The 18,918-nt window shown below is 71.7% G+C and carries 20 protein-coding genes and 1 pseudogene; 6 read left to right on the top strand and 15 right to left on the bottom strand.

The window, feature by feature from the left end; genetic code table 11:
- Nucleotides 1-11 precede the first annotated feature (11 nt).
- The 5 genes from AAW14_RS14610 to AAW14_RS14590 all read right to left on the bottom strand — a co-directional run bounded on the left by AAW14_RS14610 (nucleotide 12) and on the right by AAW14_RS14590 (nucleotide 4,829).
- Complete coding sequence (locus AAW14_RS14610; protein WP_265563954.1) at nucleotides 12-185, bottom strand: hypothetical protein; 174 nt, start codon at nucleotides 183-185, stop codon at nucleotides 12-14.
- Nucleotides 186-379: 194 nt separating this feature from the next.
- Nucleotides 380-2,269 carry an FUSC family protein gene (locus AAW14_RS14605; RefSeq protein ID WP_265563953.1) on the bottom strand — a complete coding sequence of 630 codons (1,890 nt, stop codon included), beginning with the start codon at nucleotides 2,267-2,269 and terminating at the stop codon, nucleotides 380-382.
- 573 nt (nucleotides 2,270-2,842) lie between these two features.
- Nucleotides 2,843-3,574, bottom strand: coding sequence for a hypothetical protein (locus tag AAW14_RS14600; RefSeq protein WP_265563951.1), 732 nt, complete (start codon nucleotides 3,572-3,574; stop codon nucleotides 2,843-2,845).
- Between the two features lie 41 nt (nucleotides 3,575-3,615).
- Nucleotides 3,616-4,404, bottom strand: a complete 789-nt coding sequence (locus AAW14_RS14595) for a nucleotidyltransferase domain-containing protein (protein WP_265563950.1) — start codon at nucleotides 4,402-4,404, stop codon at nucleotides 3,616-3,618.
- Nucleotides 4,401-4,829, bottom strand: a complete 429-nt coding sequence (locus AAW14_RS14590) for a hypothetical protein (RefSeq protein WP_265563948.1) — start codon at nucleotides 4,827-4,829, stop codon at nucleotides 4,401-4,403. The genes AAW14_RS14595 and AAW14_RS14590 overlap by 4 nt, the downstream gene beginning before the upstream one ends.
- 172 nt (nucleotides 4,830-5,001) lie before the next feature.
- Between AAW14_RS14590 and AAW14_RS14585 the strand changes: the two genes are divergently transcribed.
- Nucleotides 5,002-5,415: a RidA family protein gene (locus tag AAW14_RS14585; protein WP_265563946.1), complete on the top strand. Its 414-nt coding sequence runs from the start codon at nucleotides 5,002-5,004 to the stop codon at nucleotides 5,413-5,415.
- A gap of 165 nt (nucleotides 5,416-5,580) precedes the next feature.
- Here the strand turns inward: AAW14_RS14585 and AAW14_RS14580 are convergent, their stop codons facing one another.
- Nucleotides 5,581-6,282 (bottom strand): uracil-DNA glycosylase, encoded by a 702-nt coding sequence (locus AAW14_RS14580; RefSeq protein WP_265563944.1) that lies wholly within the window; start codon nucleotides 6,280-6,282, stop codon nucleotides 5,581-5,583.
- Between the two features lie 80 nt (nucleotides 6,283-6,362).
- Between AAW14_RS14580 and AAW14_RS14575 the strand changes: the two genes are divergently transcribed.
- A complete protein-coding gene (locus AAW14_RS14575) occupies nucleotides 6,363-7,082 on the top strand; it encodes an RNA-binding S4 domain-containing protein (protein ID WP_265563942.1) in 720 nt (239 codons plus the stop codon).
- 46 nt (nucleotides 7,083-7,128) lie between these two features.
- Here the strand turns inward: AAW14_RS14575 and AAW14_RS14570 are convergent, their stop codons facing one another.
- The 3 genes and pseudogenes from AAW14_RS14570 to AAW14_RS14560 form a co-directional block, all read right to left on the bottom strand.
- Nucleotides 7,129-7,596, bottom strand: a complete 468-nt coding sequence (locus AAW14_RS14570; RefSeq protein ID WP_265563940.1) for a DoxX family protein — start codon at nucleotides 7,594-7,596, stop codon at nucleotides 7,129-7,131.
- 67 nt (nucleotides 7,597-7,663) lie between these two features.
- Nucleotides 7,664-7,765 (bottom strand): annotated as a pseudogene (locus tag AAW14_RS14565) (SAM-dependent methyltransferase); the annotation flags it as partial.
- A gap of 214 nt (nucleotides 7,766-7,979) precedes the next feature.
- Nucleotides 7,980-8,966, bottom strand: coding sequence for an acyltransferase domain-containing protein (locus AAW14_RS14560; RefSeq protein WP_265564122.1), 987 nt, complete (start codon nucleotides 8,964-8,966; stop codon nucleotides 7,980-7,982).
- A 115-nt stretch (nucleotides 8,967-9,081) separates the two neighbouring features.
- Here AAW14_RS14560 and AAW14_RS14555 point away from each other — a divergent pair, with 115 nt between their 5' ends.
- On the top strand, nucleotides 9,082-9,348 hold the full coding sequence (locus AAW14_RS14555) for a DUF6343 family protein (RefSeq protein WP_265563938.1): 267 nt from the start codon (nucleotides 9,082-9,084) through the stop codon (nucleotides 9,346-9,348).
- A 66-nt stretch (nucleotides 9,349-9,414) separates the two neighbouring features.
- On the opposite strand, the gene AAW14_RS14550 is transcribed toward AAW14_RS14555, so the two are convergent.
- The 4 genes from AAW14_RS14550 to rpsA all read right to left on the bottom strand — a co-directional run bounded on the left by AAW14_RS14550 (nucleotide 9,415) and on the right by rpsA (nucleotide 13,231).
- Nucleotides 9,415-9,795 (bottom strand): tetratricopeptide repeat protein, encoded by a 381-nt coding sequence (locus tag AAW14_RS14550; RefSeq protein WP_265563936.1) that lies wholly within the window; start codon nucleotides 9,793-9,795, stop codon nucleotides 9,415-9,417.
- A 50-nt stretch (nucleotides 9,796-9,845) separates the two neighbouring features.
- Entirely contained in the window at nucleotides 9,846-10,454 is a 609-nt protein-coding gene (gene coaE / locus AAW14_RS14545) for a dephospho-CoA kinase (RefSeq protein WP_265563934.1), read from the bottom strand.
- 51 nt (nucleotides 10,455-10,505) lie between these two features.
- Complete coding sequence (locus tag AAW14_RS14540; protein WP_265563932.1) at nucleotides 10,506-11,444, bottom strand: PAC2 family protein; 939 nt, start codon at nucleotides 11,442-11,444, stop codon at nucleotides 10,506-10,508.
- A gap of 296 nt (nucleotides 11,445-11,740) precedes the next feature.
- Complete coding sequence (rpsA, locus tag AAW14_RS14535; protein ID WP_265563930.1) at nucleotides 11,741-13,231, bottom strand: 30S ribosomal protein S1; 1,491 nt, start codon at nucleotides 13,229-13,231, stop codon at nucleotides 11,741-11,743.
- Nucleotides 13,232-13,624: 393 nt separating this feature from the next.
- Between rpsA and AAW14_RS14530 the strand changes: the two genes are divergently transcribed.
- From AAW14_RS14530 to hrpB, 3 genes are all read left to right on the top strand, one after another.
- Entirely contained in the window at nucleotides 13,625-14,437 is an 813-nt protein-coding gene (locus tag AAW14_RS14530; protein ID WP_416223302.1) for a class I SAM-dependent methyltransferase, read from the top strand.
- A 338-nt stretch (nucleotides 14,438-14,775) separates the two neighbouring features.
- Nucleotides 14,776-15,102: a hypothetical protein gene (locus tag AAW14_RS14525; RefSeq protein ID WP_265563928.1), complete on the top strand. Its 327-nt coding sequence runs from the start codon at nucleotides 14,776-14,778 to the stop codon at nucleotides 15,100-15,102.
- A 57-nt stretch (nucleotides 15,103-15,159) separates the two neighbouring features.
- Nucleotides 15,160-17,670, top strand: coding sequence for an ATP-dependent helicase HrpB (gene hrpB / locus AAW14_RS14520; RefSeq protein WP_265563926.1), 2,511 nt, complete (start codon nucleotides 15,160-15,162; stop codon nucleotides 17,668-17,670).
- On the opposite strand, the gene AAW14_RS14515 is transcribed toward hrpB, so the two are convergent.
- Both AAW14_RS14515 and AAW14_RS14510 read right to left on the bottom strand, forming a co-directional pair.
- The gene (locus AAW14_RS14515) at nucleotides 17,660-18,652 is read right to left on the bottom strand and encodes a DUF3068 domain-containing protein (protein WP_265563923.1); all 993 of its coding nucleotides are present in this window, start codon (nucleotides 18,650-18,652) and stop codon (nucleotides 17,660-17,662) included. The genes hrpB and AAW14_RS14515 overlap by 11 nt on opposite strands.
- Before the next feature lie 34 nt (nucleotides 18,653-18,686).
- Nucleotides 18,687-18,821, bottom strand: coding sequence for an SPW_0924 family protein (locus AAW14_RS14510; protein WP_265563920.1), 135 nt, complete (start codon nucleotides 18,819-18,821; stop codon nucleotides 18,687-18,689).
- Between the last annotated feature and the right edge of the window lie 97 nt (nucleotides 18,822-18,918).

Raw genomic sequence — 18,918 nt, 5'->3', positions numbered from 1 at the left:
AACGAGGGACGTCACTCGGCAGCGTCGGCTCCCGGCACGACCACCAGGAACGCATCCGTAGCGAGATCCATGACGACCTCCGCGGGCTGCCCCTCGAGGCGGCGGGCCTGCGCGAACTCCTCCGCGGGCCACGAGCCGCGCGGTCCGCCCGCGGGAAAGCGCTCCAGCACCGTTCTCCCGTTCACCCTGCACCTCCCTGTCACGCCGTGTCTCGGCGAGCCGATCCCGGTCGGCTCGTAGAGTTAAACGCCTTTCCTGGGGTGAACGGCTCGTGAAGTGACGGTACTGAGACGTACTCGACACTCGGTCCACGCAGAGTTGTGAAGAAGTTCGCGGGGTGACCAGGTTTGTCCGTACCTCCGAGCTGACGCACTGGAGTTCAGTACGTCACCGAGGGCTCTCGCGGTTTCATGCGGTTCGTGCCGAGTCCCGCGTGCGCGTGTCGCTCGGCGAGTTCGTCGAGGAGTTCGGCGAGCCCTTGACGGTGGCGGGGCGTGAGCCGTCCTGTGTCGTCGAGATGCACGGCGCACGCGGTGGCCGTATCGACCAGCCGTTCGAGCGTAACGGCCACCTCGTCCGTACCCGCGGAGTGCCTGGCGAGAGAGGGGTGTTCGGCCGAGGCGAGGTCGATGGCGGCGCGGGCCTCGGCGAGCGCCCGGTAGGCCTCGCGGCGCAGCGCCCAGCGTCCGGCCCGGTCGTCGTCCCGGGTCAGTACGTGATCGAGGTACGCGTTCGCCGTGTCCACCGCTCGCACCAGCCGGGCCCGTACGGTGCCGCCGCGCTGCCCCGGCGCCGGCAGATGCCCGACGAGCAGCACGATCCCGCAGGCCAGCAGGGTCTCCCCGATCCGGCTCCAGGAGGCGCCCGGTTCACCGCCGACCATGACGAGGGCAAGGACGAGAGCGGTGACGACGGCGGTCTGCGCGGCGAAGTGGCGCATGGCGACGGGGATGAGCGCCCCGCACAGCGCCACCGTCGCGATGAGCCCCCCGGGCCGGGGCACCACCGCGGCGAGGGCGGCGAAGACGACGGCGCCCAGCACCGTCCCGGCGGCTCGGCACAGCACGCGCGAGACGAGCGGCCCGAGGTCGGGCTTGACGAGGAATACGGCGGTGGCGGGCAGCCAGTACCAGTGCGCGTGGTGCCCGTACCAGCGGGCGTGGTGCAGGTACTGCGCGACGCCCGCGCTGGCACCGAAGCACAGGGCGACACGGAGTCCGTACTCGCGCCCGCCGGAGCCGAGGGCGGCGCACAGCGCGGATGCGGCGGTACGGCGCCGGGCGTGCAGGTCGCGCCCCTCGGCGCCCCGGTCGAAGGCCTCGGCGGCGTGCAGGAGGGCATCGTCGAGGGCGCGCAGCGCGGGGGCGTCGCGAGCGGGTGCGGGCAGCAGCCCGGTGGGCGTGTTGCCGCGTACGGCGGCGGCGAGCCGGTGCGACCCCTCCGCGGCCCGCGCGGGTACGGCGTCCCCGGCCCAGGCGAGGGCGGTGGCGGCCTCGGCGAGGGGCAGGGCGGCGGCGTACTGCGCGTGCAGGCGCCGCTCGGCGGAGGAGGACGCGTACCGGCGCAGCCGGGGCCCGGCGAGCGCGTCCTGCGCATGGTCGAGTGCGGCGGTGAGGGCCGCTCGGCGGTCCGTCGCCCGCGGGGTGCCGACGGCGACGAGGAGGTCGCCGATGGCCTGGTACACATCGGCGACGGCGTCGCGTTCCCCGTCGAAGCGGTAGTCGCCGGTGGTCGCGCCGGGTGTCGGCAGCACGAGCCGCAGCGCGAGCAGCCAGCCGGCACCGGCGAGGTAGCAGAGGGCGCGCTGCCAACCGGGGTCGGGCAGGGGCATTCCTGCGCCGACCGCGGAGGCGACGAGCAGCTGGGTTCCGGCCCCGGAGGCGACGGGCCCGACCGCGCTGACGGCACCGGCCACGAGCCCGAGGCCGGTGAGCACGAGGGTGAGGAGCACGGCCCCGGTGTGCTGCCCGGCGTATGTGCCGACGAGCAGTCCGGCGGCGCCCGCGAGGGCGGGAACTCCGAGCCGCTCGACGGAGGCGCGCCTGCTGCCGGGCCGGTCGTTGACCCCGGCGAGCATGGCGCCGAGGGCAGCGACGACACCGGCCGATGTGCGTCCGGTGAGCACGGCCGCGAGCAGCAGGGGTCCGGCGGCGAGGACACCCCGGACCACGGCGCTCCAAGGAACCGGCTCACGTTGGGCACGCAGGACGTGGGCGAGCCAGGGAGGCAGGGAAAGTGCGCGAACGGCAACGGGCGAACGCCGGGGCACGGGGCTCCTGTCGGTTCGAGGGCGAGGGTGGGCCTCGGGCGACGGCGGCCGGGCTGCTGGTGTCAAGGGTAGATCGCGTCGTTGCTGCGCATGGAACGTATACGTTTCCGCGGCGTGAAAGGACGGGTGAATGCCGCGTTCCTTATGAACGCAATCGCAAGAGGTCCCGGAACAGGAGCGGGCCCGAGGGCGTAGCCGGCCCCCGGGCCCTGTGATGCCGCCCATATGAGCACGCCGGCACGCTTGAGGACCCAGGTCAGTTGTCATGTCGCCGCGTCCTGCCTTTGGACCACCGCGCATCGAGCTGCGCGAGCTGGACTTGAACCAGCACTTCGACGTCCCGGAGCCTGGGCCCGGTCGATCCGGCGATCGGCGGCGAATGCTGAGTCTGGAGCGAGAGTCTGAGATTGATCGCGGTCTGCCTCTGCCGAATTGGGCTACCGCGGCAGGGAGTTGTGCCGCGGGGAGGATTCGAACCTCCACTGGAACCGCGCAGTCATGACGAGCTTCAGCTTCAGCTTGCGCTCCTCGCGCACCCCGGCCGTCGTTCATGTGGCCGGGGAGTTCTTGAGGCTACCCGAACAGGTAGCCGAACACGGCGTCCCCGACGCGCTGGTCGAGGACGTCCACGCCGTTCGCCTCCTCACGGGCGAACTTGACGGCCTGCTGCAACTTCTCGACCCGGTCGAGGAGTTCATTGACGCGTCGCGCGGGCAGGGCGCCGGAGAACTTCACGGTCGTCCAGTACCCGACGGGCACGTCCTCGTAGTAGACCTCGACCTGGGCCGGGTGCTTGTCGGTCGCCTCGGCCTTCACATGGTTGCGGGGCACCTTCTTCGTACGCAGCGTCCGTACCGGCTCGGTCTTCCACGCGTCCGTGGACGGGTCCTGCACCCAGGACTCGGAGGCGTCGAGAACCGGCAGCTTGCGGACGAAGGTGTTGAGGTCGACGAGCTGCTTCTCCAGGAAAAGCAGATACGCCACGGGGACGTCCGCGACGAGCACGCGTCCGTCCACCTTCACGTCCGCCTTGGCCGTGCAGTTGGCCCAGTCCTTGGTGGCGGTCACGTCGAACAGCCGGGTGAGGACGGCCGCGGTGTCCCGCAGCACGTCCTCGGCCCGCACCTGCACCCGCGTGGACTCCGGCGGCAGTTGCTCGCCCTCTTCGTCCTTCGGCTGATACGTCCGCGAAATTCCGGCCAGCAGCGCGGGCTTCTGCAGTCCGTGATGAGCAGCCGTCAGGTCCTGATGGGACTTGGACTTGATGCCCTTCTCGACCGCGATGATCTGATTGAGTTTCGCCACGGTGGTGAAGGTAGCAGCGGGAAGTCCGTTGTTTCGAAGGATTATCGGGCAGCCGATCCCCGCGCGGAGGAGAGGGCGCCCTCGAAGAGTTCCCCTGCCGACCCGAGGGCCCCGGCGAGCACCCCGGGGTCGGCCGTCAGCCCTGCCACGATGCCGTCGACGCCCCGCAGCCCCGCTCGCTCCAGCAGCCGTTTCTCGTTGGTCACCCACTCCCCGCGTGCCGCCAGCACCGCGTGTCCGGTCTGCGCGGCGGCCACGCCGAGGGCGCCCGCGACCTCGGTGAGGCGGGCCCTGGGGGCATGGTTGGCCTTCGCGTACGCGAGCGTGGCGCGGGCCGTGCCGTGCCAGCGTTCGGCGGCAAGGACGCGCAGCCCGCCCGGGTACGACGTGGGGCGCGGCAGTGCGCCGCGCAGCACCTGGTTGATCGCCAGCTCGGCGACGATCAGGTAGCTGGGAATACCGGCGAGATGGAACAGCAGCGGTTCCACATGGAAGCGGCCTTCCTCGGCCTCGGCCAACTCGTGTTCCACCACCTCGAGATCCCGGTAGTGGACGTCGACACGACGACCCTCGATGGTCAGCCAGGCGCCGCCGTTGAAGACCCCTCCACCCCAGCCGCCGATCTCGGAGACCTCGCCCGGCCAGCCGATGGCGCGCAGGGCGGCGGGATCGAAGTCCGGGCCGCGGTAGTAGACGGCCAGGTCCCAGTCGCTGTCCGGGCCCTGAGTGCCCTGTGCTCGGGAGCCGCCGAGGGCCACGGCACGGACCGCGGGGAGGGCGGCGAGGCGGTCCGCGACGTCGTCGAGGAACGCCCCGTCGTCCCTGCTCATCTGCGGCTGTCCCCGATGTTCAGATCACCCACCGTGTGCGCCTGGATGACCGTGCCGTGCTGTACACCTCCGCTGATGGTGTTGTGGACGGTCCCGTCGGTCCTCGCGCCGGTGCTCGGGGCCAGTTCGTCGAGCAGTGCACGGAGTTCGGAGACCGCCTGCGGGTCCTTGCGCAGCGTGCGGCGCAGCCGGCTTCGCCACTCGTCCCGGATGTCCGAGGCGGTGTCCTCGTCGCCCGCGTCCCGCGCGGCGACCAGGTCGGCGCGGGACCGCTCCAGCTCGCCCTGGACGGCCTCCTCGTCACTGCCCCGCCGACGCGCGAAGAAGGCCCCGACCCGGTCCCGTACCTGCGCCCAACCGTCGGTCACCATCTGGGTCACCAGCGCGGTCGCCCCTGCCGCCGCCAGCTCCGTCAACTCGTCCACCTGGGCCCCTCCTTCGCAGCTACGACCACCTACGGTAGCCCGCCGACGACCGTACGTCCGCCGACCGCAAAAGGGGATGCGCCGCTCGTCGCGGTCCCCGCATGATCGGGAGGTCGTTCGTTCGACCGGCGCGCCGTCGGTCGGGACCAGGCGTCGTTCTGCGGGAGGCCTCATGCTGAAACGCGTCACCGTTCCCACGCTCTTTCCGCCACCCCGGTACGCGCACGCGTCCGTCGTGGAGACGGGGACCCGGCTGGCGTTCCTCGCCGGATCCGTGCCGCTCGACGCCGACGGGAAGCTCGTCGGGGAGGGCGATCCGGTACGGCAGGCGCGGCAGGTGCTCGCCAACCTCGACGAGCAGTTGCGCGCGGCCGGCAGCGACATGGCGCACGTCGTGTCGACGGACGTGTACGTGGTGAGCAGTGCTCCGGCGGTGCTCTCTGCGGTCTGGGACGTCGTCGAGGCCTCGGGGCTCAGCGCCGGTCCGCACTCGTCGACGCTCATCGGCGTGGCCTGCCTCGGCTACACCGGACAGCTCGTGGAGATCACCGCGACGGCCGTCGTCCCGGATCCGGACGGCGTCTGACCTTCCCGCCCGGTGTCTGCCCCGGGCGCCCACGGCGACCCGGACCGCGTCTGCGCGCACGCCCCCACCCCTGTGCGGGGCAGGCTTCCCCCACCTTTGTGCGGGTCACCCACCGCGCAACGGTACGACGCCTGTTGGGGGATGTCCCGCTGCCTCGAGGAGCCGCTACGGTTCGGCCGGCAGTCCCGCCGCCTGCGCCGCCGTGCGCAGCACGTCCCGCAGCATCTCCGGTGTGAGCCTTCCCGTGAACGTGTTGCGCTGGCTGACATGGAAGCAGCCGAAGAGTTCCAGGCCGTCCAGCGACACCCGCCTCCCGTGCCCGAAGGCGGGCCGTGGCCGAGGCACCGTCCAGCCGGCCTCCGCGAGGGAGGTCAGCGCGGCCTGCCAGCCGAAGGCACCGAGCGCGACCACGGACCTCAGCGTCGGCCGCAGCAGCCGCAGCTCCTGCACGAGCCACGGCCGGCAGGTGTCCCGTTCCCCCGGGGTCGGCTTGTTGCCGGGCGGGGCGCAGTGCACGGGCGAGGTGACCCGCACGCCGTACAGCTCGAGTCCGTCGTCGGCGGAGACGGAGGTGGGCTGCGACGCGAGCCCCACGGCGTGCAGTTCCGCGTACAGCACGTCTCCGGACCGGTCTCCGGTGAACATCCGCCCGGTCCGGTTCCCGCCGTGGGCCGCGGGTGCGAGACCGATGACGAGCATCCTCGCGTCCGACGGTCCGAAGCCCGGCACCGGCCGCCCCCAGTACGTCCAGTCGGCGAACGCGGCGCGCTTGGTACGGGCCACCTCCTCACGCCACGCCACCAGGCGCGGGCAGGCACGGCACCCCGTGATCCGCTCGTCCAGTCCGGCAAGGCTGCTGCTGTGCATACCTCCACCGTAGGCGGGTGGACAAGGCCCCGGGAAAAAAGCGGTCCGGTCCGTCCGCCCCGGGGAGCTAAGGTCGGGGCATGGCTTCTGAAGGTGCGGACGACCACAAGAGGGGCGGAGCCGACGGGACCCGCGCGGCCCAGACGGGCGAGGAGTCCGAGGTGCGCCGGGGCAGTGGGGCGGACCGTCGGGATTCCGGCACGCCCGGGGAGAGCCGGGCGGCCGACGCACCGGGCCGTCCCGAACCGCAGGCCGAGGAAACGAAGGCCGCCGCCGCGGTGGCCGCCGCCGAAGCAGCCGGCCCCTCGAACGGCGAGAGCGTACGCATCGACAGCTGGATCTGGTCGGTACGGCTCGTCAAGACCCGCTCGATGGGCGCCACCGCATGCCGGGGCGGGCATGTGCGGGTGAACGGCGAGCGCGTGAAGCCCGCACACTCCGTACGCGTCGGCGACGAGGTGCGCCTGCGGCACGAGGGCCGGGAGCGGGTCGTGGTCGTGAAGCGTCTGATCCGCAAGCGGGTCGGGGCGCCGGTGGCCGTCCAGTGCTATGTCGACAACAGCCCGCCCCCGCCGCCCCGCGAGGCCGTGGCCCCGGCGGGCGTCCGCGATCGCGGCACGGGCCGCCCCACCAAGCGCGACCGCCGCGAAATGGAACGCCTCCGTGGCCTGGGAGCCGCACCGGGCAGCACATCGGGCGCCGGCCCGGGCGGCTTCGGCGCCCAGGACCGGGCCGGGAGCCAGGGCCCGTCCGGCCGACGGAGCCGCTCGCACGGGCGGGGCGGCTCCGAGGGGTTCTGAGGGCGGACGGGGCGGCTGCGGGAGTTCCGAGCGTCTTTGGGTGTGGTCATGCCCGGCGGCGCACCAGGCGCACAAGGTCCGCCGTGCGGTGACGTCGGGCCCAGGCGATCAGCATCAGCGGGACCATCAGAATCAGCGGCGTAGCCGCGTACTGACCGTGGAAGACGGTGAGCTGGACGATGAACGCGCCCACCATCAGCGCGGAGAGCGCCGCCGCCGCTACCGACGACAGCACCGGTACCAACAGCGCGATGGCACCCGCCAGTTCGAGCGAGCCGATGATGTACATCCCCGGGCTTCCCCAGCCGATCCTGTCGAAGGACTCTACGGCCGACGGGTGCGCGATCAGCTTGGGCAGTGCGCTCGCGACCCCGTAGAAGAGCGCGAGCACGATCTGCAGCGCGCGCAGGGAGATCTCGGCACGACGGGTCCGGCTGTGGCCATGACTCACAGACGAAATGACGGAGGCGGAGGCGGAGGCGGCGCGGGTGACGGGCGCGGTGGTCTCGGACATGGGGTTCTCCTGTGTGAAGCAGTTCCGCAGTGCTGTCACAGAAGTAGACCGGCCCGCCTCCCCCAACTCATCGCTGCCCGGCCGGTTTCTTCACCGCCCTCACCCACACGCCGTCCTCCGTCAGGTACCGGTCCACTCTCAGTCCCGCCTCCCCCAATGCCCCCTCGTAACCGCCCTCGCGCTGGATCAGCACACCCGCCGCCCGCCACATTCGCAGGCGGAACACATCCTCGGAGCAGGAGCAGCAGTTTCGGGCGGAACCAGCATTGTCGGGCGGAGACGGCTGCTCGGGGACGGAGACGGCTGCTCGGGGACGGGGAAGGCTGCTCGGGGACGGGGAAGGCTGCTCGGGGAGAGGGAAGGCTGCTCGGGGACGGGGACGGTCACAGCGGGAACCAGCCATGCCCCCCGTACCAATGCCCGCCCGCCCGAAGATGGTCCACCACCGCCCGCTCGACACTGTTGCGCCGCGGCAGCCCCTCCACCGGCAGCTCCGGGTCGCCGAAGACGAAGCCGATCGGCACCCCGTCGTCCGGTGTCGTCTCCTCGTACGCGAGCTCGAAACGGTCCTGGAAGCGGATGATGTTGGAGTCGGCCGCCAGATACCGCTTCAGCTGCGGATCCAGCAGCCAGGAGTGGCACACGGCGACCTCGTAGCGCTCTTCGGGAAAGTGCTCGGCGAAGAACTCCCGCGCCAGAGCCAGAGACCGTTCGCAGGCGGCGGGCGACAGCGGGCCCCGGAAGTCGGGTATGTGCAGGCTCAGACAGGGGTCGCCGGGCCCCAGCCCCGCGCCCTTCGCCGCGACGGCCCGCCCCGTGCGCTGCCCCAGCCGTGCGCGCTGGAACTGCAGCCGTCCCAGCTGGAACAGCTCGCCGTGGAAATGCAGTGCGATCCACCAGGGGAACAACAGCCCGCCCGCGCCGCGACGCCGCCGGTGCACCGCCATGTGTCGTCCCAGGTCGGCGAGCGTGCGCCGGGACACCTCCTCCGGGACGCCGCGCCCCAGGTGGTACGCGCGGACATACGGAAGCGCCGCGACGAAGACGTAGACATGGAAGAGGCGCCCGAGCGTGCCGGCCGACGCGGGGAACGGCGGCGGCTCCCAGCCCTTCCCCATCTCCCCCATGTCCCGCACGAAACGGGCGACGCACCGTGCCAGCAGCGTCATCGCCTCCGCGTCCTCACCCAGCCGGGCGCGCCACGCGACGAGTTCGTTGACGTCCTCATGCGGTACGGACAGGTCGAGCAGGACGTCGGGCAGCTCGTCCCCGTCGGGCAGGACGGCCTCCACTCGTGGACCGGCCTCGCACTCGAGGTCCCTCAGCCACTCCGCGAGCCTCGCGTCCGCCCGCAGTGCCTCCAGCAGCACCATTGCCTCCCCCCATGGGATCCGACCGCGTCGCCTGCGGGCCGGGGTCCGGTCGCCCTTCCATGGTGAACATGCACCACGAAGGGTACGTTTCCTGGTAGGAGCCGTGATTCCGATGCGTACGGGCAGTGAACCGACGACAGCGCGCAGTCCACTGCGGGCGCGGTTCTGGCTGAGCGTCTGGGGTCTGATCTGGGCGACGGTGGGAACGGTCGTATTCGCCCTGGTCGGGCGCCCCGGCTGGGCGGCTGCGTGCGGTGTGTTGTGGCTGGTCGTCACCGTCGACATGGCCATGATCGTGCGGCACATGCGCCAAGGTGCTCACTGGCAGCCGGGCCGCGACGTCCCACCGTACCTGCCGCCGGAGCACCGTGACCGGTAACTCCCGGGAACGGTAGAGCCCGGGAACGGTAAAGGCCAGGAACAGAGTGCACCGCACAGCCCGCCGCTACGAGTCGAAGCGCGCCGCCTTGAGGTACTGAGGATTGGGGTCCAGCGCGGCCGCCAGCCGGAAGTGCCGCTTCGCCTCTTCCGGCCTCGACTGACGCTCATAGGTGCGGGCGAGCGCGAAGTGGGCGAACGCGTTGTCCGGCTCGCGCTCCAGGACGATGCTGAACTCCAGCTCGGCGGGCCGCAGTTGCGCCGCGGCGAAGAAGGCACGCGCACGCAGCAGCCGCGCCGCAGTGTTCTCCGGATGTGCGGCAATCACGCCGTCGAGCAACTTCACCGCGCCCCGCGGATCCCGCGCGGCGAGCAGTTGCTCGGCGGCACGGAAGTCGATGACATGCGTCTCCGGGGTGGGTCCGGTCGATTCGCTGGTCTCGCGCACTCCAGAGTCCTTCCCTCACTGGACCGGTTCAACGCCCCCGTCGGCCGCCGCTATTCCTGAGGGTGCCGCGCCCTGCCAACGAGATCCACCCATATGTCCCTTACGCTCCGCTCCAGCTCTTCCAGGGTCCCGTCATTGCGGATGACGATGTCCGCGATCTCCAGTCGCTTCTCGCGCGTCGCCTGAGCAGCCATGCGCGCGCGTGCGTCCTCCTCGGTCATTCCTCGTCGGCGGACGAGCCGGCCGAGCTGAGTGGCGGGGTCGGCATCGACCACGACCACCACGTCGTAGAGCGGGGCGAGTCCGTTCTCGGCGAGGAGGGGGACGTCGTGGACGACCACCGCGCCCTCGGGTGCGGCTGTCTCCAGTTCGCGGGAGCGGGCGCCCACCAGGGGGTGCACGATCGAGTTCAGAGCAGCGAGCTTCTCGGGGTCGGCGAAGACGATGGAACCCAGCTTGGGGCGGTCCAGGCCGCCGTCCGGGGCGAGGACGTCCTCCCCGAAGACCTCGACGACCGCCGCGAGCCCGGGAGTCCCGGGTGCGACGACCTCGCGCGCGATGCGGTCCGCGTCGATCAGCACGGCCCCGCACTCCACGAGCAGCCGCGACACCTCGCTCTTGCCGGCGCCGATACCGCCGGTCAGGCCCACCTTCAGCATGACGGGAAGCCTACGGCCTGCCACTGACGGCGCAGCGGCAGGCCCGTCCGCTCAGCCATCGCCCTCGCGCTCCGCGAGGAAGCGTTCGAACTCCTGCCCGATCTCATCCGCGGACGGGATCTCCACGGGCTCCGCGAGCATATTGCCGCGCGTCTCGGCACCGGCGGCGGCATCGTACTGGTGCTCGAGTCCCTGGATGAGCGCGACCAACTCCTCGTCGCCCTCCTGGATCTGCCGGTCGATCTCCGTCTGCGTGCGGTACGCGTCCGTGCGCAGGGAATGCGCGACCGCCGGCAGGACGAGGCCCGTCGCGGCCGTGATGGCCTCCAGGACGGTCAGCGCGGCGTCCGGATACGCGGAGCGGGCGATGTAGTGGGGGACGTGCGCGGCGACGCCCAGGACGTCGTGTCCGGCCTCCATCAGGCGGTACTCCACCAGGGACTCGGCACTTCCGGGGACCTGCGCCTCCTCGAAGGGGCTGCGGTGGCCCGGCACCAGCTCGGTGCGGTTGCCGTGCGGGGTGAGGCCCACGGGGCGGGTGTGCGGCACGCCCATGGGAATGCCGTGGAAGTTCACGGACAGACGGACCCCGAGCCGCTCCACGATCTGCCGGACGGCCGCGGCGAAGCGCTCCCACTCCACGTCCGGCTCCGGTCCGGACAGCACCAGGAAGGGTGCCCCGGTGGCGTCCTGGACCAGGCGCACCTCGATCGCGGGCACCTCGTACTCGCTCCAGCGGTCACGCTTGAAGGTGAGCAGCGGGCGGCGGGCCCGGTAGTCAACGAGCCGGTCGTGGTCGAAACGGGCCACGACCTGGTGGGGCAGCGAGTCGAGAAGCCGGTCGACGATCTGGTCGCCGGTCTCACCCGCGTCGATGTATCCGTCGAAGTGGTAGAGCATGACCAGGCCGGCCGACTCCTGGGCGAGCGCCGTGTCGACGACGGCCAGGCCCTTCGGCTCCCATGCGTACAAACCCTGCGGATCAAGCACTAGACCGCTCCTCCTCGTGTTCGTACTGCACAACGTGGTGCAGGGCGAGGGCATTCCCGGCCGTATCCGCCACGTCGACGCTTCGTCACCTCGCGGCACACGCGCTCACTGCTCGGCACAAGCGGTCACCTGTCGGCGCACGTGCGTGGAGTGCGGTGACAGCCCTGCCCGGCCCCTCCTGCGGGCTCGTCGTGCGCCTGGCACGGGAAGGCCCGTGGCAACGATCAACGTGCTGAGGGCCCGCACCCCAGGGGGTGCGGGCCCTCAGTCAACGGCTGGGCCTCAGCGACGAGCGGTCAGCTCTGGCCGCCGGCCAGCTTCTCGCGCAGGGCAGCCAGCGCCTCGTCCGAGGCGAGGGCACCGGAGGTGTCGCCGCCCTCGGAGGAGTACGAACCGCCGGACGCGGCCGGAGCGGCGGCCTCGCCGCCCTCGGCAGCGGCAGCGGCGTCCGCCTCGCGGGACTTGATGACCTGCTGCTGGTGCTGCTCGAAGCGGGCCTGCGCCTCGGCGTACTGGCGCTCCCACTCCTCGCGCTGCTTCTCGTAGCCCGACAGCCAGTCGTTGGTCTCCGGGTCGAAGCCCTCGGGGTAGATGTAGTTGCCCTGGTCGTCGTACGACGCGGCCATGCCGTACAGGGTCGGGTCGAACTCGACCGACGCCGGGTCGGCACCGAAGGACTCGTTGGCCTGCTTGAGGGACAGCGAGATCCGGCGACGCTCCAGGTCGATGTCGATGACCTTGACGAAGATCTCGTCGTTGACCTGGACGACCTGCTCCGGGATCTCCACGTGGCGCTCGGCCAGCTCGGAGATGTGGACCAGACCCTCGATGCCCTCGTCCACCCGGACGAACGCACCGAACGGAACCAGCTTCGTGACCTTGCCGGGCACGACCTGGCCGATCTGGTGGGTGCGGGCGAACTGCTGCCACGGGTCTTCCTGGGTCGCCTTCAGCGACAGGGAGACACGCTCGCGGTCCATGTCGACGTCGAGAACCTCGACGGTGACCTCCTGGCCGACCTCGACGACCTCGGACGGGTGGTCGATGTGCTTCCAGGACAGCTCGGAAACGTGGACCAGACCGTCGACGCCACCCAGGTCCACGAAGGCACCGAAGTTGACGATCGAGGAGACCACACCGGAACGGACCTGACCCTTCTGCAGGGTCGTGAGGAACGTCTGGCGGACCTCGGACTGGGTCTGCTCGAGCCAGGCACGGCGGGACAGCACCACGTTGTTGCGGTTCTTGTCCAGCTCGATGATCTTGGCCTCGAGCTCCTTGCCGACGTACGGCTGGAGGTCGCGGACGCGGCGCATCTCGACCAGGGAGGCCGGGAGGAAGCCACGGAGGCCGATGTCGAGGATGAGACCGCCCTTGACGACCTCGATGACGGTACCGGTGACGATGCCGTCCTCTTCCTTGATCTTCTCGATGGTGCCCCAGGCACGCTCGTACTGGGCGCGCTTCTTCGAGAGGATCAGGCGGCCTTCCTTGTCCTCCTTCTGGAGGACCAGGGCCTCGATCTCGTCGCCGACGGCAACGACCTCGTTCGGGTCGACGTCGTGCTTGATCGAGAGTTCGCGGCTCGGGATGACACCTTCGGTCTTGTAACCGATGTCGAGCAGGACCTCGTCCCGGTCGACCTTCACGATGACGCCGTCGACGATGTCGCCGTCGTTGAAGTACTTGATCGTCTCGTCGATCGCTGCGAGGAACGCTTCCTCGTTACCGATGTCGTTGACCGCTACCTGCGGGGTGGTGGCGGTGGTCTCGGTGCTGCTCGTCATGTGGGAAAGGGCTCCGGTACGGACATTGAAGTCGTAGGTACTGCTTACGCCGGGAGCCCGTTTCGCTCTGCAGAAGCCGGACAGCCAAGGAAGCGCCACCCCAAGAACTCCGGTGGCGCCTCGACAACCGAGGGGACATACAACAGATGCGAGCGCAGCCTGCTACGTCTGAGGTGCGCAGGCCCGCAGCGCAACTTGTAGCATACGGGGGCAGCCGGGCAGGGTCAATGCGCGAAGGCGCACACCCGGGGCGGATCGCCGCATAACAGGCACAAGACGCCACGTGGCCCCGGCCGCACACCGGATTGACGCCACTGGGCCGGGCAGGTCCTGGGACACCTCTCGGCGACACCGCCGAGGCGGGTTGGACGGAAGAGTACGACGAGGGAGCCGATCATCCAAGAGGCCGAACAGTTCGAGCCGGAAGCCACCCGGCGCTCGGCGGACGTCAGAGAGAGTTCCCGGGCCAATCGGGGCTGGTGGGACCGGAACGCGGACGAGTACCAGATCGAGCACGGCACGTTCCTCGGTGACGACCGCTTCGTATGGGGTCCCGAGGGGCTCGACGAGGTCGAGGCCGAGTTGCTCGGCCGGCCGGAGGACCTCAAGGGCAAGGACGTCCTGGAGATCGGCGCCGGCGCGGCACAGTGTTCACGCTGGCTGGCCGGGCAGGGCGCGCGTCCGGTGGCCCTGGACCTCTCCCACCGCCAGCTCCAGCACGCGCTGCGTATCGGCGGAACCTTTCCTCTCGTCCAGGCCGACGCCGGTGCCCTGCCCTTCCGGGACGCCTCCTTCGACCTGGCGTGCTCCGCGTACGGGGCGCTGCCGTTCGTCGCGGACCCGGCCCTGGTCCTGCGCGAGGTGCGCCGGGTACTGCGCCCCGGTGGCCGGTTCGTGTTCTCGGTGACGCACCCGATCCGCTGGGCGTTCCCGGACGAGCCCGGGCCCGAGGGGCTGTCCGTGTCGGCCTCGTACTTCGACCGCACGCCGTACGTCGAGCAGGACGAGCGAGGCCGGGCGGTGTACGTCGAGCACCACCGGACGCTCGGCGACCGGGTGCGGGACGTCGTGGCCTCCGGCTTCCGCCTCGTCGATCTGGTCGAGCCGGAGTGGCCCGCCTGGAACGCGGCGGAGTGGGGCGGATGGTCGCCGTTGCGCGGCGCGCTGATCCCGGGGACGGCGATCTTCGTGTGCGAGCGGGACTGAGGAAGCCGTTCCGGTTTGGGGGGCCCGAGGCGTCGAGGGGGGCTGAGGGCGCTTCCGTATCCCGTGACCGAGGGAGCCCGTCCCGGGCCCGCGGCCGGGAGCCCTCCCGGTCTCGCGTCCGAAGGATCCGTCCCGGGCCCGCTCGCGTCCAAAGGATCCGTCCCGGGCCCGCTCGTGAGGGACCTTCGTTGCTCGGGTCCCAGGGGGCCGTTCCGGTCGATTCGCGTCGGTCGCGGTTGCCCGCGTATGCCGGGAGTGCGGGCCGGGCAGAAACGATGAGTCGACATATCACCCTGAAGGCTGCGGTTCCGCAGTGCCCGGCGTCGGGGGGTGCGCGCATGCGCGTCTGCACGGTCTGCCGCCGCGGCGACAGGATCACGAAGCTCGGCGCGCACTGGAGGGCGCTGTCGCCCGCGGGGCGGGCCGAGGCACCGCACTTCGCTCCTCCCGCACTGCACGACGAGCGCTGGGCGGCGCCGCTCGGGCTGCTGACCGTGGGCTGCGCCCTGCTCGTCTCCGACGCGTGGCTCGGGTACATCGGACTGGCCGGCGGTGGCTTCTGGCTGGTGTCGCTGCGCGACAAGGTGGCCCAGACGGCGAAACGGCGGGCCGACTGGCACAGGAAGCTGTTCTGCCGGCGGTGTCACCACGCCTTTCTCCCCTGAAGGAGCGGTGTCACCACGCCTTTCTCCCCTGACGGAACCGCCTGGAACACTGGTGCGGTGATCCGCCACGGCGCCCTCGACCGCCTTCCCGTCCGCTCCGCCGTCCCGGCTCTCCGGGACGCGCTGGAGGAGCACGGTGCCGCGGTGCTGTGCGCGCCGCCGGGCACCGGCAAGACGACGCTCGTGCCGCTGGTCCTCGCCGGGCTCGTGGGCGACGGGCCGGCGCGCCGGGTGGTCGTCGCCGAGCCGCGGCGGATCGCCGCGCGGGCCGCGGCGCGGCGGATGGCGTGGCTGCTCGGACAGAGGCCCGGCGGCAGCGTCGGGTACACCGTGCGCGGGGAGCGGGTGATGGGGCGGCACGCGCGCGTGGAGGTCGTCACGACCGGTGTGCTCCTCCAACGGCTGCAGCGGGACCAGGAACTGGCGGACGTCGACATGGTCGTGCTCGACGAGTGCCATGAGCGGCACCTGGACGCCGACACGGTCGCCGCCTTCCTGCTCGACGTACGGCAGACCCTGCGGCCCGAGCTGCGGCTGGTGGCGGCGTCCGCGACGACGGACGCGGAGGGCTGGGCCCGGCTGCTGGGCGGCGCGCCGGTCGTGGCCGCGCAGGGCGTGTCGTACCCCGTGGAGGTGGTGTGGGCACCGCCCGCGCGTCCCGTGCGGCCGCCGCACGGGCTTCGCGTGGACCCGGCGCTGTTGACGCACGTGACCTCGGTGGTGCGGCGGGCGCTCGCCGAGTGCGAGGGGGACGTGCTGTGCTTCCTGCCCGGGGTCGGGGAGATCGCCCGTGTGGCGGGACAGTTGGGGGACCTGGGCGGCGTCGAGGTGCTCCAGGTCCACGGGCGGGCGTCGGCGGCCGCGCAGGACGCCGTGCTGTCCCCCGGCACCGGGCGGCGGGTGGTGCTGGCGACGGCCGTCGCCGAGTCGTCGCTGACCGTGCCCGGGGTGCGGGTGGTCGTCGATTCCGGGCTGGCGCGGGAGCCGCGGGTGGACCATGCGCGGGGGCTGAGCGCGCTGACGACGGTACGGGCCGCGCAGGCGGCGGGACGGCAGCGCGCGGGCCGGGCGGGGCGCGAGGCGCCGGGCCGGGTGTACCGCTGCTGGCCGGAGGCGGAGGACGCCCGGCTGTCCCGCTTCCCGGCCCCGGAGATCAGGCTCGCCGACCTGACGGCGTTCGCGTTGCAGGCGGCGTGCTGGGGCGACCCGGACGCCTCCGGGCTGGCACTCCTGGACGCACCGCCGAGCGGGGCGATGGCCGCCGCGCGGTCGGTGCTCACGGCGATCGGCGCGGTGGACCCGGCAGGACGGGCGACGGAACGGGGAGTACGGATGTCCCGGCTCGGTCTGCATCCGCGGCTGGCCCGGGCCCTGCTCGACGCGGCTCCTCGGGTCGGAGTGGACCGGGCCGCCGAGGTGGTCGCCCTGTTGAGCGAGGAGCCGCCGCGGGAGTACGGGGACGATCTGGCGGCGGCATGGCGGACGGCCCGCCACGGGGGCGACGCCTACGCCACCCGCTGGCGCGAGGAGGCGCGTCGGCTGCGGTCCGCGGCGGGCGACCTGTCCGGCATCGCGGCGGGGCAGTCGGGGGCGCCGGACGATCACGTGGCGGGCCTGGTGGCCGCCCTGGCGTTCCCCGAGCGGCTCGCGCGGGCCGACGGCGGTTCGTATCTCATGGTGAACGGCACCCGCGCCGAGCCTGGGGACGGATCACGACTGCGCGGTGCTCGGTGGCTCGCGGTGGCCGTCGCCGACCGGCCCGTCGGAGCGGGGCACGCGCGCGTCCGGCTCGCCGCCGTGGCGGACGAGGACGTGGCGCGGCGTGCGGCCTGTGCCCTGCGCGGGGAGGGTGACGAGGTCCACTGGGCCGAAGGGGACGTCGTCGCCCGGCGTGTCGAGCGGCTCGGGGCCGTCGAGCTGGCGGTGCGGCCGCTGCGGGACCCGGCCCCCGGCCTGGTGCGGCAGGCGCTTGTGGAAGGGCTGCGGGACGAGGGGTTCGGCCTGCTGCGGTGGGCCCCGGAGGCCCGGGTCCTGCGGCAGCGGCTGGCCTTCCTGCGGCTGCACCTGGGTGAGCCCTGGCCGGACGTCTGCGACGACGTGCTCCACGCGCGCGTGGACGCATGGCTGGAGCCGGAACTGAGCCGGGCCCGACGGCGTGCCGATCTGGCGCGGATCGACGCCGGGCAGGCCCTTGCCCGGCTGCTGCCGTGGTCCGGCGGGGAGGCCACCCGGCTCGACGAGCTGGCTCCCGAGCGGATCACCGTACCGAGCGGGTCGAAGGTCCGTATCGACTACGCCGACCCGGAGCGCCCGGTCCTCGCCGTCAAGCTGCAGGAGATGTTCGGCCTCCAGGAGTCGCCCCGGATCTCCGGTGTGCCCGTCGTCGTGCATCTGCTCTCCCCGGCGGGGCGGCCCGCCGCCGTCACCGCCGATCTCGCCTCCTTCTGGCGGGACGGCTACCGGGCCGTACGGGCGGAGTTGCGGGGCCGCTATCCCAAGCACCCCTGGCCCGAGGACCCGGCGGCTGCCGAGCCGACCCGGCACACGAACGCGCGGCTCAGGCGGTGACCGGCTCCGGGGCCGTCTCCTCGGTGGGCGCCGGGTCGTCCGGGCGGCGGCCCCGCGCCTCCAGGTACAGGGACAGCGACAGCAGGCAGACGCCCAGGAAGAGGAAGCCCCACGGCAGGTAGGAGGTCAGCAGCAGGATCAGCAGGCGGTTGTGCTTGACGAGGGCCACCGTGGACCGGATGTAGTCCTCGCGCATCTTCACGTCTCCCGCGAATGCGGTGACCTTGTCGCGGCCCCCGAGGAGCGTGCCGCCTCGCAGCTCCTCCTTGTGGATCTCCTCGCCGTAGACGGGCGCGCCGGTGAGGGGCTCGACCCAGAACCTGCGGACCGTGGTGTACCAGCGGGTCGTGCCGGTCTTGGCGACCGATTCGGGAGTGATGCCCTGCACGGGCATGGTCCTGGGGAAGGGAACCCGGGTCCAGGGGATGGTCTGTTCGAAGTAGTAGACCTTCAGGCCCCGGAAGTCCTGCGTGCCCTTGTAATGGATGGGGGCCGTGACGCGTGCCTGCGCGTCGAAGTACTCGTAGTCCCTCTTCTCCGTCAGGAACGGCCACTTGAACTCGATGCCGTCGCGCCGGACAGGGTCGCCGTCGACCGTCTCGCCGGTGGCGTGGACGGGCTCCTGGCTGTGCGCGTCGAAGATGTAGCGCTCGGGGATGCGGGAGACCATCTTGCCGTCGGGCCCCTGTACATAGGACAGGCCGTCCCAGACCACGACGTCCCGGCCGGCCGACTTCTCGATCTTCTTCGCGGCCTCCACGTTGCCCCTGAGGGTCTGCACGATGGTGACCTCGGGGACCGTGCGGGACTTCATGGTGGTGTAGTCGAGGAGGGTGGCGTTCTTTGCCTCCAGGACCATGTTCTGGTACTGGTTCGCGGGGACCTTGGCCAGGTGCGGGAAGGCGTACCAGCGCAGGAGCGGGGACAGCGCCGCGAAGAACACGGCGAAGGCGAGCAGGATCAGGCTGGCCTTGCGGCGCATCCCGGCCTCCCTCCCGGACGGACGGCTCGTACGGTCACGGATGTGCCGGCACCGTCGTCAGCAGCGGTTTCGGGGACGTGCTGCCGGATGGCGAACCCATGGCCGTCATGGTGAACACCAGGGCGAACGCCGCGGTGAGACCGATCGCGGCGGCGACGAGGGCACGCATACGGGCCTCCCCGAACACGGGAACTGATATGTCGTCAGATCCGGCACGGTAGCAACGGGCGCGTGAGATGAGAACAGCTCGCGCGTACGACGGCGGC

It is taken from the genome of Streptomyces hygroscopicus (genome assembly GCF_026168105.1).
Classification (GTDB): Bacteria; Actinomycetota; Actinomycetes; order Streptomycetales; family Streptomycetaceae; genus Streptomyces; species Streptomyces hygroscopicus_D.
Note: the sequence above shows the minus strand (reverse complement) of the source record. Positions and strands in the feature narration are given on the sequence as shown.